General features: G+C 59.7%; 11 protein-coding genes. 10 read left to right on the top strand and 1 reads right to left on the bottom strand.

Annotated features, from left to right (window positions below; genetic code table 11):
* Positions 1 to 58 precede the first annotated feature (58 nt).
* The 9 genes from glnT (at position 59) to ACYJRZ_RS23460 (ending at position 9,275) form a co-directional block, all read left to right on the top strand.
* Complete coding sequence (gene glnT / locus ACYJRZ_RS23420; protein WP_145645782.1) at positions 59 to 1,366, top strand: type III glutamate--ammonia ligase; 1,308 nt, start codon at positions 59 to 61, stop codon at positions 1,364 to 1,366.
* Positions 1,367 to 1,465: 99 nt separating this feature from the next.
* Positions 1,466 to 2,350, top strand: coding sequence for a formyltetrahydrofolate deformylase (gene purU, locus ACYJRZ_RS23425; protein ID WP_459457200.1), 885 nt, complete (start codon positions 1,466 to 1,468; stop codon positions 2,348 to 2,350).
* 3 nt (positions 2,351 to 2,353) lie between these two features.
* Positions 2,354 to 3,259 carry a bifunctional methylenetetrahydrofolate dehydrogenase/methenyltetrahydrofolate cyclohydrolase FolD gene (gene folD, locus ACYJRZ_RS23430; protein WP_459463033.1) on the top strand — a complete coding sequence of 302 codons (906 nt, stop codon included), beginning with the start codon at positions 2,354 to 2,356 and terminating at the stop codon, positions 3,257 to 3,259.
* Positions 3,260 to 3,373: 114 nt separating this feature from the next.
* A complete protein-coding gene (locus ACYJRZ_RS23435) occupies positions 3,374 to 4,507 on the top strand; it encodes an aminomethyltransferase family protein (RefSeq protein ID WP_459463035.1) in 1,134 nt (377 codons plus the stop codon).
* 10 nt (positions 4,508 to 4,517) lie between these two features.
* Positions 4,518 to 5,123 (top strand): dimethylamine monooxygenase subunit DmmA family protein, encoded by a 606-nt coding sequence (locus ACYJRZ_RS23440; RefSeq protein WP_459463037.1) that lies wholly within the window; start codon positions 4,518 to 4,520, stop codon positions 5,121 to 5,123.
* Entirely contained in the window at positions 5,120 to 6,085 is a 966-nt protein-coding gene (locus ACYJRZ_RS23445) for a PDR/VanB family oxidoreductase (RefSeq protein ID WP_459463039.1), read from the top strand. Before ACYJRZ_RS23440 ends, ACYJRZ_RS23445 begins: the two co-directional genes overlap by 4 nt.
* Positions 6,086 to 6,114: 29 nt before the next feature.
* Positions 6,115 to 7,155, top strand: a complete 1,041-nt coding sequence (locus ACYJRZ_RS23450) for a heme-dependent oxidative N-demethylase family protein (RefSeq protein WP_459463041.1) — start codon at positions 6,115 to 6,117, stop codon at positions 7,153 to 7,155.
* A 67-nt stretch (positions 7,156 to 7,222) separates the two neighbouring features.
* Entirely contained in the window at positions 7,223 to 8,560 is a 1,338-nt protein-coding gene (locus tag ACYJRZ_RS23455) for an NAD(P)-binding domain-containing protein (RefSeq protein WP_459463043.1), read from the top strand.
* A gap of 115 nt (positions 8,561 to 8,675) precedes the next feature.
* Positions 8,676 to 9,275, top strand: a complete 600-nt coding sequence (locus tag ACYJRZ_RS23460) for a PAS domain-containing protein (RefSeq protein ID WP_459463045.1) — start codon at positions 8,676 to 8,678, stop codon at positions 9,273 to 9,275.
* Here the strand turns inward: ACYJRZ_RS23460 and ACYJRZ_RS23465 are convergent.
* A complete protein-coding gene (locus ACYJRZ_RS23465; protein ID WP_459463047.1) occupies positions 9,272 to 11,641 on the bottom strand; it encodes a DUF1989 domain-containing protein in 2,370 nt (789 codons plus the stop codon). The two genes, ACYJRZ_RS23460 and ACYJRZ_RS23465, sit on opposite strands and share 4 nt — an antisense overlap.
* A 240-nt stretch (positions 11,642 to 11,881) precedes the next feature.
* Here ACYJRZ_RS23465 and ACYJRZ_RS23470 point away from each other — a divergent pair, with 240 nt between their 5' ends.
* Entirely contained in the window at positions 11,882 to 13,666 is a 1,785-nt protein-coding gene (locus tag ACYJRZ_RS23470) for an APC family permease (RefSeq protein ID WP_459463049.1), read from the top strand.
* Positions 13,667 to 13,732: the final 66 nt, after the last annotated feature.

A 13,732-nucleotide genomic window follows, 5' to 3' on the forward strand; every position in this document is an offset into this window, starting at 1 on the left:
GGTCCGGCCGCTGCATGCATCATCGAAGTGTCTCGAAGAAATCCAAAGGGGAACGAGAATGACACTGGATCTTGCTGCCTTTGCAAAGGACAAAGGCATCAAATATTTCATGATCAGTTACACGGATCTTTTTTCCGGCCAGCGCGCCAAGCTGGTGCCGGCGCAGGCCATTGCCGGGATGCAGGAGGAGGGCGCCGGCTTTGCCGGTTTTGCCACCTGGCTCGACATGACGCCCGCCCATCCCGATCTTTTTGCCGTGCCCGATGCTTCCTCCGTCATCCAACTCCCATGGAAGAAGGATGTTGCCTGGGTCGCGGCCGATTGCATGATGGAAGGCGAACTCGTCGCCCAGGCGCCGCGCAACGTGCTGAAGAAACTCGTGAAGGAAGCGGAGGCCGCAGGCAAGCGCGTCAAGACCGGCGTTGAAGCAGAGTTCTTCCTGATCACCGCCGATGGCTCCAAGATTTCCGACGAATACGACACGGCGGAAAAACCCTGCTACGACCAACAAGCCGTCATGCGGCGCTACGACGTCATTTCCGAGATCTGCGACTATATGCTGGAGCTCGGCTGGGGCGCCTATCAGAATGACCATGAGGACGCGAACGGCCAGTTCGAGATGAACTGGGAATTCGACGATGCTCTGAAAACTGCGGACAAGCACTCGTTCTTCAAGTTCATGGTCAAGTCGATCGCCGAAAAGCATGGCCTCAGGGCGACATTCATGCCGAAGCCCTTCAAGGGGCTGACGGGCAACGGCTGCCATTGCCATATTTCCGTATGGAGCAATGATGGCAGGACCAATGTCTTTGCCGACAGAGAGGCCGAATTCGGCCTGTCGGCCGAGGGCAAGCATTTCCTCGGCGGCATCATGAAACATGCCTCGTCGCTGGCGGCGATCACCAATCCAACGGTCAATTCCTACAAGCGTATCAATGCCCCGCGCACGACATCGGGTGCCACTTGGTCCCCCAATACCGTGACATGGACCGGCAACAACCGCACCCATATGGTGCGCGTGCCTGGTCCCGGCCGCTTCGAGCTGCGCCTGCCCGATGGTGCCGTCAATCCCTACCTGCTGCAGGCGGTCATCATCGCGGCGGGCCTCGATGGTCTGCGCAGCAAGGCCGATCCTGGCCCTCATCACGATATCGACATGTATGCGGAGGGTCATCTCGTGAAGGATGCGCCGCGCCTGCCGCTCAATCTGCTCGATGCGCTGCGTGCCTATGACGAGGACGAGGGGCTGAAGCAGGCGATCGGTTCGGAATTCTCCGAAGCCTATCTGAAACTCAAGCATCAGGAATGGAACGCCTACTGCTCGCATTTCACGCAGTGGGAACGCGACAGCACGCTCGATATCTGAGTGCAGAGTGAAAAGATGCCCTTAAGGGCTCGGGTGCCGGGGTGCGATCCCCCGGCACGACGGCGAAATTTTGGCCGCGGACGGCGGAGGAAGATCAGCATGACGAGCTATGTATTGACAGTGACGTGCAAATCGACGCGTGGGATCGTTGCGGCGATCTCGAACTATCTGGCCGAGCAGGGCTGCAACATCGTCGATTCCAGTCAGTTCGACGATCTCGATACCGGCAAGTTCTTCATGCGCGTCTCCTTCATTTCCGAGGAAGGTGTCGGCGGACCGGCGCTTGCCGGAGGCTTCAAGCCGATCGCCGAAAAGTTCGCCATGGATGCGGAGATCCATGATGCCAAGAAGCGCATGAAGGTGCTGCTCATGGTCTCGCGCTTCGGCCATTGCCTGAACGACCTGCTCTATCGCTGGAAGATCGGCGCGCTGCCGATCGACATCGTCGGCGTCGTCTCCAACCATTTCGACTACCAGAAAGTGGTCGTCAATCACGACATCCCCTTCCACCACATCAAGGTGACGAAGGACAACAAGCCGCAGGCCGAAGCCCAGCTTTTGGAACTGGTCGAGCAGACCGGCACCGAACTCGTCGTGCTCGCCCGCTACATGCAGGTTCTGTCGGATGCTCTCTGCCGGAAGATGTCGGGCCGCATCATCAACATCCACCATTCCTTCCTGCCGTCCTTCAAGGGAGCGAACCCCTACAAGCAGGCCTATGAACGCGGGGTGAAACTGATCGGGGCGACGGCGCATTATGTCACGGCCGATCTCGACGAAGGTCCGATCATCGAGCAGGACACGGCGCGCATCACGCATGCGCAGTCTGCCGAGGACTATGTGTCGATCGGCCGCGATGTGGAGAGCCAGGTGCTGGCCCGCGCTATCCATGCGCATATCCACTATCGCACTTTCCTCAACGGCAACCGCACCGTCGTCTTCCCGGCAAGCCCGGGCTCCTATGCCTCCGAGCGCATGGGGTGAGTGATGGCGCTTGCAACGGTGATCGACGGTAAGAAAGCAGCAGCTTCGGTGATCGAGGCCGTGAAGGCTGCGGCGGCTGGGCTTGAGGCGGAGGCCGGTGTGAAGACCGGGCTTGCCGTCGTCATCGTCGGCGACGATCCGGCCAGTCACGCCTATGTGAGTTCCAAGAGCAAGATGGCCAAGGAATGCGGCTTCAAGTCGATCCAGCACACGCTGCCGGCCGAAACGACGCAGGAAGAACTGGCAAGGCTCGTCCAGTCGCTGAACGACGACCCTTCCATCCACGGCATCCTCGTGCAGCTGCCGCTGCCGAAGCATCTCGATTCGGATGCGATCATCCAGTCGATCCGTCCTGAGAAGGATGTCGACGGATTACATGTCGTCAACGCCGGCAAGCTTGCCACCGGCGATCTCGAGACCGGGCTGATCTCCTGCACGCCGGCCGGCGCCATGCTTTTGGTGCGCCAGGTGCATGGCGAGGACCTATCGGGTCTGAATGCGGTGGTCATCGGTCGCTCCAACCTGTTCGGCAAGCCGATGGCGCAATTGCTGCTTTCTGCCAATGCGACGGTCACGACGGCGCATTCGCGCACGAAGGATCTCGCCTCCGTCGCAAAGGGTGCCGATATCCTGGTGGCGGCCGTCGGCCGTCCGGAGATGGTCAAGGCGGATTGGGTGAAGCCGGGTGCGACCGTCATCGATGTCGGCATCAACCGTATCGATGCACCGGAGCGCGGCGAGGGCAAGAGCCGGCTGGTGGGCGATGTCGCCTATGGTGAAGCCTCCGAAGTCGCCGCTGCCATCACGCCGGTTCCCGGAGGTGTCGGCCCGATGACAATCGCCATGCTGATGGCCAATACCGTCATCGCTGCCCATCGCGCCGCCGGTAAGAAGCCACCGAAGTTTTAAGAGCGAAATACCATCCGGACGGCCAAGAAAAACCCTCCGGATCGGCTTGCCAAGGCGTGAAAGACGATTATAGTCAGGAAATAAATATTCCATAGAAGAAAAAGAGGGAACGAAATGGCATTATCATGGCGTTTCTCCGCCTTGGCGGACCGGCACCGTGCTCTCGGATCGAAACTCGAAGACTGGAGCGGCATGGGAACCGCCTGGACCTACGAGAAGGACATGTCGCAGGAGCATGTTGCGATCCGTACCAAGGCCGGCATCATGGACGTTTCCGGCCTCAAGAAGGTGCATCTGGTCGGCCCGCACGCCATTGCCGTGCTCGACTATATCACCACCCGCGACATGTCGAAGATCTATCCCGGCCGCTCGGTTTATGCCGCGATGCTCAACGATCGCGGCTACTTCACCGATGACTGCATCGTCTACCGCACCGGTCCGAATTCCTGGATGCTGGTGCATGGTTCGGGCTCCGGCCACGAGGAAGTGCTCAAGCAGGCGGCTGGCCGGAACTGCGCTGTCCTCTTCGACGACGATCTGCATGATCTGTCGCTGCAAGGCCCGGTCGCCGTCGATTATCTGGCCAAATATGTACCCGGCATCCGCGATCTCAAATACTTCCATCACATGCAGACGACCCTATTCGGCGCGCCCGTGATGATCTCGCGCACCGGCTATACCGGCGAGCGCGGTTATGAAATCTTCGTGCGCGGCCAGGATGCACCGATGGTCTGGGATCGCATCGTCGCGGAAGGCGAGGAGATGGGGATCATTCCCTGCTGCTTCAGCGTCCTCGACATGCTGCGCGTCGAAAGCTATCTGCTCTTTTATCCCTACGATAACTCGCAGATGTATCCTTTCGCGGACCAGCCGCCCGGCGACAGCCTCTGGGAGCTCGGCCTCGACTTCACCGTCAGCCCCGGAAAGACCGGCTTCCGCGGCGCCGAGGAACATGCGCGCCTCAAGGGCAAGGAGCGTTTCAAGATCTTCGGTATGCTGATCGATGCAGACGGTCCGGCCGATCTCGGCGACGAGGTCTATGCCGAGGGCAAAAAGGTCGGTGTCATCACCTGCCCCTGCTATTCGACCTTGACGAAGAAATCGATGGCGATCGCCCGCCTCGATGTCGACAAGGCCGTACAGGGCACGAAACTGGAAGTACGCGGCAAGAGCCTGAAGGCGAGCGCGATTGCCCATACGCTGCCGTTCGACGACCCTGAAAAGAAGAAGAGGACGGCCGTCGGCTAAGGAGGCGCCCATGCTTGTCGAAGGCATCAAGAGCCGACCGGTGTACAAGGGCCTCTCCATTCAGCCGCATGCCCGGCGGCATCTGTTCGCGCTGGAAGGCGAGGGGGCCAATGCCCTCCTCGACCAGATGGCCGGGCTTGACGATACCATCCTGTCGCGCAGCGAGATTCTCTATGTCGCGCGCGGCTCGCAGGGCAGGGGTCATGACGAGGCCCTGCGCGGGCTCGGCAGCGACATGTTCTTCACGGCCCCGACGATTGCGACATTGCTCTTCCGGCTGAAAGGATCGCTTGCAACGGCGCATATGGGCACGCGGCTCTATATCGCCGGCACGGAAGGCTTTATCGGCCAGGCGATGATGGTGGCGCTCGACTACGGCATGGATCACGCCTCGATCATCACGGAGCATCGCGGCTCGCTTGCAAGACGGGTGCAATGCGTCCACTGCAAGGGCATCACCGACGATGTCACGCATAGTCCTTTTGCCTGCAGCCATTGCGGGCTTCCGCTATTGGTGCGCGACCATTATTCGCGCCGGCTCGGCGCCTTCCAGGGCGTCAACATCGATGCGGAAGAGCCGGGCACGGCGCCTGATCCCGAGGAGTTGTTCCTGTGAGCGGTGGTACGGAAATTCCGGTTCGTGTCGCGAAGGTGACGCCCGTCGCCGATCGCATCAAGCGTTTCCGCTTCGAGCGTCTCGATGGCGCGCCGATGCCTTATTTCTCTGGCGGCGCCCATGTCATCGTCTCAATGAACGATGAGGGTCATGTGCGCCGCAACGCCTATTCGCTGATGTCGCCGCCGCATGATTGCTCGGCCTATGAGATCAGCGTGCTGCGTGTCGAGGACTCGCGTGGCGGTTCCGCCTTCATGCATGAGAAGGTGCGGGAGGGTGACGAGCTCAAGGTCAGCTATCCCGTCAATCTGTTCCAGCCGGACTGGCGCGGGCGCAAGCATCTGCTGATTGCCGGCGGCATCGGCATTACGCCCTTCATCGCCATGATGCAGCAGTTCTCGCGCGAGGGCGCGAATTTCGAGCTGCACTATGCCGTGCGTTCGCTCGATCGCGGCGCCTATTGCCGGGAACTTGTCGAGCAATATGGCTCGCAGCGCGTGAAGATCTATTGCGACGCCGATCGCAATTTCATCCCTGTGGCCCGTCTGCTCGAAAGCCAGCCGCTTGGCACGCATCTGTATGTCTGCGGACCTGCCGGCATGATCGATGGCGTATTGAAAACGGGCATGGAGGCCGGCTGGCCGGAGCAGAACCTGCATTCGGAACGCTTCCTGTCGTCGCAGCCCGGCAAGCCCTTCTCCATCATGCTGACGCGATCGGGCAAGACCGTTCACGTCGGCCATCACGAGAGCATGCTGGAGGCGATCGAGGCTGTCGGCATCGATGCGCCTTTCCTCTGTCGCGGCGGCGCCTGTGGGCAGTGCGAGACGGGTGTTGCCGTCTGCGACGGCAAACTTCTGCACAATGACGTCTATCTGAGCGACGAAGAAAAGGCCGCCGGCCGAAAGGTGATGATCTGCGTCTCCCGCTTCGAGGGAAGCGCGCTGCATCTCGACCTCTAAGCATCCGGCCGATATCCAGGAGAATAGTCATGGCAATCGCCTTCAAGCAGGAAACGTTTCGGGACGACTTTACCTACCGCAACAGTCCGGAAAACATCCGGCGTTTTCCGTTCCCCTTCGATCGCGACGAATACATGTATTCGGTCAACATGGAGCCGCATGTAAAAGGGCGGAAGAACACGGTCTACGAAAGCCTCATCGACGTCGACGAGCACTATGTCGCCGAGATGCATGACCGGGCTCTGGTGTTGAAGGAAGATCCCTTACGCTATCAGGCGCTGCCGCATATGATGACAGCGCAATGGGACACGCTGGAACTGCTAATGGAAGAGCAGGCGGCCGGCTATCCCGAACATTTCACGCTCACCAAGAATGGCGACCAGTGGCGCTGGATCAACCGTCCCCTTGGCATCGACGACACGTTTACATTCGGTGATGCGTCGACCCTACCTTACGAACCCTTCGAATACATCACCCGACAGGCACAGGGTGATTTCTGCATCGTCGACCAGCGTGACAGCAATCTCTGGATGGATGCCGGCATGGTCACCACCCAGGCCGATTGGTCGCTCGATTTCGATATCGGCATGAACTTCATGGAATGGCACGGGCCGGTGCCGCTCGCCCATCAGATCGGCGTCTTCGACCGCGCGCTTAAGTTCCTCTTGAACCTGCAGCTGGGCAAGCCGACACGCCGGTTCAACTGGACGATGACGATCAATCCGCGGCTCGATACGAGCCCCGAAAACTATCCGAAATGGGGTCCGGATCGCACCACGGTGACGCCCGAGAATGTCGGCGAGAAGGTACACCTGCGCGTCGAGCTGCAGAGCCTGTGGCGCCTGCCGCGCTCCAACGCCATTCTCTTCGTCATCCGCTGCTATCTGATGAACATGAATGAACTGGTGACCGTGCCGAAATGGGCGCGCCGCTTCCCGCGCGTGCTGAAAACCCTGCCGCCGGAGCTCATCGACTACAAGGGCCTGACGCGCTTCCGCCAGACCACGATCGACTGGCTGTCGAAATATGACGACGGCGCCCCGACCAGTCCCGGCATTTTTCCGGATTGATGCCAATTCGGCGCGAAACGACTGCATGCAATAAGAACTTCGACATAATCGAGAAGGGGAATGCCACATGACACGAGTTGCCGTTATCGGTGCCGGCCCTTCGGGCCTTGCCCAGCTAAGGGCCTTTCAATCGGCCGCAAAGAAGGGTGCTGATATCCCGGAAGTCGTCTGCTTCGAAAAGCAGGCGGATTGGGGCGGCCTTTGGAACTATACCTGGCGCACGGGCCTCGATGAATATGGCGAGCCGGTGCATGGCAGCATGTATCGCTATCTCTGGTCGAACGGCCCGAAGGAATGCCTGGAATTTGCCGATTATTCCTTCGAGGAGCATTTCGGCAAGCCGATCGCCTCCTATCCGCCGCGCGCCGTGCTCTGGGACTATATCAAGGGCCGCGTCGAGAAGGCCGACGTGCGCAAATGGGTGCGCTTTAGCACGCCGGTTCGCATGGTGCGCTTCGATGAAGAGACGAAGAAGTTCACGGTAACCGCGCATGATCGCCCTCAGGACCGGATGTATGACGAGGAGTTCGATTATGTCGTCGTGGCCTCTGGCCACTTCTCGACACCGAACGTGCCCTATTTCGAAGGGGTAAAGACTTTCAACGGCCGCGTGCTGCATGCGCACGATTTCCGCGATGCCCTAGAGTTCAAGGGCAAAGACGTACTCCTTGTCGGCCGCAGCTATTCCGCCGAGGATATCGGTTCGCAATGCTGGAAATATGGCGCTAAGTCGGTGACGACGAGCTATCGCTCCAAGCCGATGGGTTTCAAATGGCCCGAGAATTTCGAAGAGCGGCCGCTGTTGACGCGCCTTGAGAACAAGACTGCCTATTTCCTCGACGGCTCATCGAAAGATGTCGATGCGCTGATCCTATGCACCGGCTATCAGCATCACTTCCCGTTCCTGCCTGACGACCTGCGGCTGAAGACTGCCAACCGGCTCTGGGCCGACCACCTCTACAAGGGGGTGATCTTCGACCAGAACCCGCAGCTTTTCTACATCGGCATGCAGGACCAGTTCTACACCTTCAACATGTTCGACGTGCAGGCCTGGTGGGCGCGCGATGTCATGATGGGGCGCATCAAGCTGCCGCCGGAAGAGGAGCTGCAGGCAAACTTCGACAAATGGCGTGCCCGCGAGGAGACGCTCGAGGATGCCGAGCAGATGATCTGGTATCAGGGCGACTATGTGAAGGAATTGCTTTCCGAGACCGATTATCCGAGCTTCGATATCGAAGGCACGAACAGGACCTTCATGGAATGGGAGCATCACAAGGCGGAAAACATCATGGGCTTCCGCGACAACGCCTACCGCTCACTGATGACCGGCAATATGTCGCCGAAACATCATACGCCCTGGATCGATGCGCTCGATGATTCCATGGAGGAATATCTGCGCAATTGATCCTTGACCATTTCCCCACCTAACCGGCAAGGGAGGCGAAAGCAGCCTTTGCCGGATTTTTATGCGTTGAGACGAAACGAGTTCATCCGCAACCTTCTCTTCGGGCATGGCTTCCATGGATTTTCAGACAAGCGTTCTTGGCCGTATGGCGGGTTTTCTCTATCGCTGCCGCGCTGACGAAAACTATACGATGCTTGAGATGACCGACGGCATCGAGCGCATTTTCGGCTATCCCGCCGATGAGATCATCGGCAACCGCACGCGGACCTTTACTTCGATCATGTGCGAGGATGATATCCCGCTCATGGATGAGCTTGTCGGCAAGGCTTTGGAAAGCCGCACCGACTGGACGATGGAGTATCGCATCCGTCATCGCGACGGCCATTTCCTCTGGGTGACGGAGACCGGCGGCGGCGTATGGGACGTGGCCGGGGAGCTTCTCTATCTCGAAGGCAGTATCCTGAATATCGAATCGCTCTACCAGCGCCTCGACGAGCAGACCGCGGACATGCGGGTCACGGCATCGAAGACCAACGAAATTCTGCAGTCGCTGCGCTATCTGAAACTGCTAGCCGTCAATGCCGGCATCGAGGCGGCAAGAGCGGGTACGGCCGGATCGGGTTTTGCGGTCCTGGCGGCAGAGATGCGTACGCTTGCCAATTCCTCGGAAGAGGCGGCACGTGCGATCTCGGCCGCGCAGAAGAACTCGGATTAGGATCGCGGCCGCGTCTTTTGCGGATCGTAGTGAGAAAGCGGCACGATGACGGCTGGAAGCCGCTTTTGCTGACCATCGAGTTTGCCGATCTCGACCTTGGTTCCAATAGCGGCATGCGTGACGTCGACACGGGCGAGCGCGATGGTTTTGCCGAGGATCGGTGAACGGGTGCCGCTGGTGACCACGCCGATCTGCGCGCGGCCGATATGGATGCAATCGCCATGTCCGACGGCCTCGTTGGCCTCGATATCAAGTCCGACCATCAGATGCCGTGGGTTTTCCTTTCGCCTGACCAGCGCCTCGCGCCCGATGAAATCGTCCTGCTTTGATTTCAGCGGAACAGTGAAGCCGATACCGGCCTCGAAAGGATCTGTCTGATCGTCGAATTCATGATGGGCAAAGATCAGGCCCGCCTCGATGCGCACCATATCGAGCGCCTCGAGACCCATCGGCTTCAGCCCGTAAGGCTCGCCGGCTTTCCAGACAGCGTCAAAGACTGTTACCGCATCCTTCGGATGGCAGAAGATTTCGTAGCCGAGCTCGCCGGTATAGCCCGTGCGCGAGACGACGACCGGTGCTCCTTCGAAATGACCGATGCGGCCGACGGTGAAGCGGAACCACTCCAGCTCGCCAATGGTTGATTGGCGCGGTGCCGTCCAGATGATCTCCTTGAGGATGTCGCGGCTCTTCGGGCCTTGCAGGGCGATATTGTGCATCTGGTCGGTGGAGGAGCGCACCCAGGCTTTGAAGCCTTTCTTCTCGGCCTGCTCGCGCAGCCAGATGCCGCTATAGTCATCGCCGCCGATCCAGCGAAAGTTCTTGTCGCCGAGGCGAAACAGCGTGCCGTCGTCGATCATGCCGCCGTGTTCGTAGCACATGGCGGAATAGACGACCTGGCCGGTCGAGAGCTTGCGCACGTCGCGCGTCAGGCAATATTGCAGCAATTCCTCCGCATCCGGCCCAGTCACCTCGAACTTGCGCAGCGGCGAAAGGTCGATGACGACGGCACGTTCGCGACAGGCCCAGTATTCCTCCACCGGTCCTTCCGAGGAGAAGCGGTTGGGTAGCCAGAAGCCGCGATATTCGGTGTAGTCGCGTGTCATGGCGGAAAGGCGCGGGTGAAACGCGGTTTCCCGCGTCAGTTCGGGGTCGGCGTCAGGGGTCATGCGATAGGCCACCGCTCGTGTGAATTTTTCTTTGCCGGAAAAGGTGCGCACGTGGATATCGGTCGGGTCCCAGCCATTGGCCGCGTCGATGTCATCGGGGCAGGATGAGGAAACACAGACAAGATCCGTCAGGGCGCGCATCAGGACGTAATCGCCCGGTCTCGACCAAGGTTCGTCGAGATAGAGCTGGTTATTGTGATCGACATTGGTGTTGTAGAAATAGTTGAGGGCCTCCCAGCCCTTTCGGTTGGCAATTCCATAGGGCGCGAGCGCCGCATTGAAATTGTCGGTGCAGTTCACGTGACCGGGATAGCCCATGTCGTCGTAGTAGCGGGAGTTGCAGGCCGTGGCGAAGGCGTCGTGGCGGCCAACCGTGTCCTGCACGATTTCCACCAGCGGCTCGAAATCACGGTCGAAAGCCTTGGAGGGAAGGCCGGGCGCTGGATAGCTGCGGCCGAGCAGCGTGCGCGTGACCGTCGAATCGAGCGCAAGGTCGAGGCCTTTGTCGACCTTACGGGCGGAGAAGGCCTGGAAATCTGTGCATTGCCGGCCGTAGACGTCGATGATCTGAATATATTCGCCGGCGCGGACGAAATAGGCCGAAGCGGTTGCCGCCTGGATGCGGATGTCCTCGATCGGATCGGCGAGCGGTTCGGGTAACGCGGAGGTATAGTCTCGCAGGATGGTCGTGCGACGTATCCTGACTTCGATGGGCGTTGCCGTATCTTGCGTCTCAGGTGACATGGCCGTTCCCGGTGCGCAGGCGATCAGCAGGCCCCTGACCGCGACGGTGAAATGCGCGGTGCTGCCGGCTGGTGACGATGCGCCGAAGAGGCGAAGCGCTGCCGCAGAGGCCAGATCGGCCCCGCGACGCTCCAGCGCTGTCCTGACGCGAACCGCACTTTCATCACCAGAGGAAAGAATGGCTTTGAGACCTGTCGCTTCGCCAGTGAATGCGGCCCCCAAGCCTGCGGATTGAAAGCGGCCCTTCTCGTCAAGGAAGGTGAGCTCGCAGACCTGCCCGCCTTCGCTGTCCGTCACCGAAATCCGGTCGCCGGGCTCGACGCGTACGACCAGCGACCCACCGCCTTTGCAGCGATAGCGTTCGGTATCTTGCGGCAAGGCCGGAATGCCTGGATAGCGAATGATGCTCGCCGAGATCGGCCGTATTCCGGCGCTTGGCGGATGGAGTTCTCGCATTAAGCCCTCTCGGGAAATAGGTGCATCGAGGCACCGGATTCATGCTGACAAAATGCCGTCCGAAAGTAAAGGGATATTGACTAAAAAGAAAATATCTTCACTATGCATAAAGGGCAGCATCTGGAAACCGCGCACAGACTCGGCTCATGAAAACCTCCAGCAAGCCCCGCAATGCCATGGGAGGCACGTTCAGGGAGACGTACGAGAGATACGTCCGGAACAAAATGGGGAATATCACCAATGACTGACATCGTGGACGCCGGCGCTCCTGCCGGCACCGAAGGTAAGCTTATACGCGCGCTGGACTGGAAGGGCGCGTTCTGGGTGGCTGCGGGCGTGCCGCCGCTTGTTCTCTTCTCCATCGGCGGTATCGCCGGCACGACGGGCAAGCTTGCCTTCGTCGTGTGGATCATCTCGATGATCATGGGCTTCCTGCAATCCTTTACCTATGCGGAAATCGCCGGCATGTTCGGCAACAAGTCCGGCGGCGCCTCGGTTTATGGCGCGACGGCATGGCTGCGCTACTCGAAATTCATCGCGCCGCTTTCCGTCTGGTGCAACTGGTTTGCCTGGTCGCCGGTGTTGTCCCTCGGCTGCGCGATTGCAGCCGGCTATATCCTCAATGCCTTCTACCCAATTCCGGCGGCGGATTCGCAGGCCGTCTTGAGCTGGATCAGTGCGCATGCGACATCGATAACCGCCGATAGCCCGCGCGTTGCCGAATACATTGCGGCACATGCCGGTACATCGCCCGACGATGCGGTAAAAGCGCTGCTCAGTGCCGATGGCGTTGCCGCTTTTACACCTGCCATCCGCAACTGGTCTCTCGTCAGCTTCAATATTCCTTTCCTCGCAACCGCCAATATCAATGCTACCTTCTTCATCGGCGGCATTCTGATGCTGATCATTTTTGCGATCCAGCATCGCGGCATTTCCGAGACGGCGAGCGTGCAGAAGTGGCTGGCTATCATCGTGCTCGTGCCGCTTCTGATCATCGGTGTCTATCCGATCGTTAGCGGCCAAATCCTCTCCGCCAACGTGACCGGCCTGCTGCCACCGACAGCTGCCTATGCTGCGACTGACGGCACTTGGAGCAATGGCGGCTGGACGCTTTTCCTCGGCGGCCTCTATATCGCCGCCTGGTCGACCTATGGCTTCGAAACGGCGGTCTGCTATACGCGTGAACTGAAGAACCCGAAGACGGATACGTTCAAGGCAATCTTCTACTCGGGCCTTGCCTGCTGCGTCTTCTTCTTCCTGGTGCCCTTCGCTTTCCAGGGCGTGCTCGGTCATGCCGGCATGCTGGCGCCCGGCATCGTCGACGGCACCGGCGTCGGCGAAGCGCTCGGCGGCCTGATCGGCGCCGGCCGCGTGGTCACACAGCTGCTCGTCATCCTGATGATCCTCGCGCTGTTCCTGGCGATCATGACGGCAATGGCGGGTTCTTCGCGCACCCTCTATCAGGGCTCGAAGGACGGCTGGCTGCCGAAATATCTCGACCATGTGAACGAGAACGGCGCGCCGACGAGAGCGATGTGGACGGATTTCGCCTTCAATCTCTTTCTTCTAGCCATTGCGTCGGACACGAGCGGTTATTTCTTCGTGCTTGCCGTTTCCAACGTCGGATACATCATCTTCAACTTCCTCAATCTCAATTCGGGCTGGATCCACCGCATGGACTCTGGCCATGTCGAGCGCCCGTGGAAGGCGCCGTCTTGGCTCATCGGCCTAAACACGGTGCTTGCCTTCGTCAACGCGCTCTTCCTTGGTGCCGGTGCCAAGGTCTGGGGCTACGCCAATGCGCTCTGGATCGGCTTTGCCTTCGCGGCTCTCATCCTGCCGGTCTTTGCCTACAGGCATTATGTTCGCGATGGCGGCAAGTTCCCGGCTGGCGCCATGGATGATCTTGGTCTGGTCGGCCAGGATCTGGGTGTCAGGAAGGCGGGTATTCTGCCCTATCTGGCACTTGCCGGTGGCCTCGCCATCGTGCTGATCGCCAATTGGTTCTTCCAGCTGCCGGCATAACGGCATCTGATCCAAAACGAGGTTTATGCTTGCAAGTCCGGCCTGGTCACGGGCCGGACTTCGCTA

It is taken from the genome of Rhizobium sp. No.120, from assembly GCF_054558365.1.

Coding starts and splice junctions, on each gene's coding strand:
- glnT (WP_145645782.1), top strand. CDS start 59: ATGACACTGGATCTTGCTGCCTTTGCAAAGGACAAAGGCATCAAATAT.
- purU (WP_459457200.1), top strand. CDS start 1,466: ATGACGAGCTATGTATTGACAGTGACGTGCAAATCGACGCGTGGGATC.
- folD (WP_459463033.1), top strand. CDS start 2,354: ATGGCGCTTGCAACGGTGATCGACGGTAAGAAAGCAGCAGCTTCGGTG.
- ACYJRZ_RS23435 (WP_459463035.1), top strand. CDS start 3,374: ATGGCATTATCATGGCGTTTCTCCGCCTTGGCGGACCGGCACCGTGCT.
- ACYJRZ_RS23440 (WP_459463037.1), top strand. CDS start 4,518: ATGCTTGTCGAAGGCATCAAGAGCCGACCGGTGTACAAGGGCCTCTCC.
- ACYJRZ_RS23450 (WP_459463041.1), top strand. CDS start 6,115: ATGGCAATCGCCTTCAAGCAGGAAACGTTTCGGGACGACTTTACCTAC.
- ACYJRZ_RS23455 (WP_459463043.1), top strand. CDS start 7,223: ATGACACGAGTTGCCGTTATCGGTGCCGGCCCTTCGGGCCTTGCCCAG.
- ACYJRZ_RS23460 (WP_459463045.1), top strand. CDS start 8,676: ATGGATTTTCAGACAAGCGTTCTTGGCCGTATGGCGGGTTTTCTCTAT.
- ACYJRZ_RS23465 (WP_459463047.1), bottom strand. CDS start 11,641: ATGCGAGAACTCCATCCGCCAAGCGCCGGAATACGGCCGATCTCGGCG.
- ACYJRZ_RS23470 (WP_459463049.1), top strand. CDS start 11,882: ATGACTGACATCGTGGACGCCGGCGCTCCTGCCGGCACCGAAGGTAAG.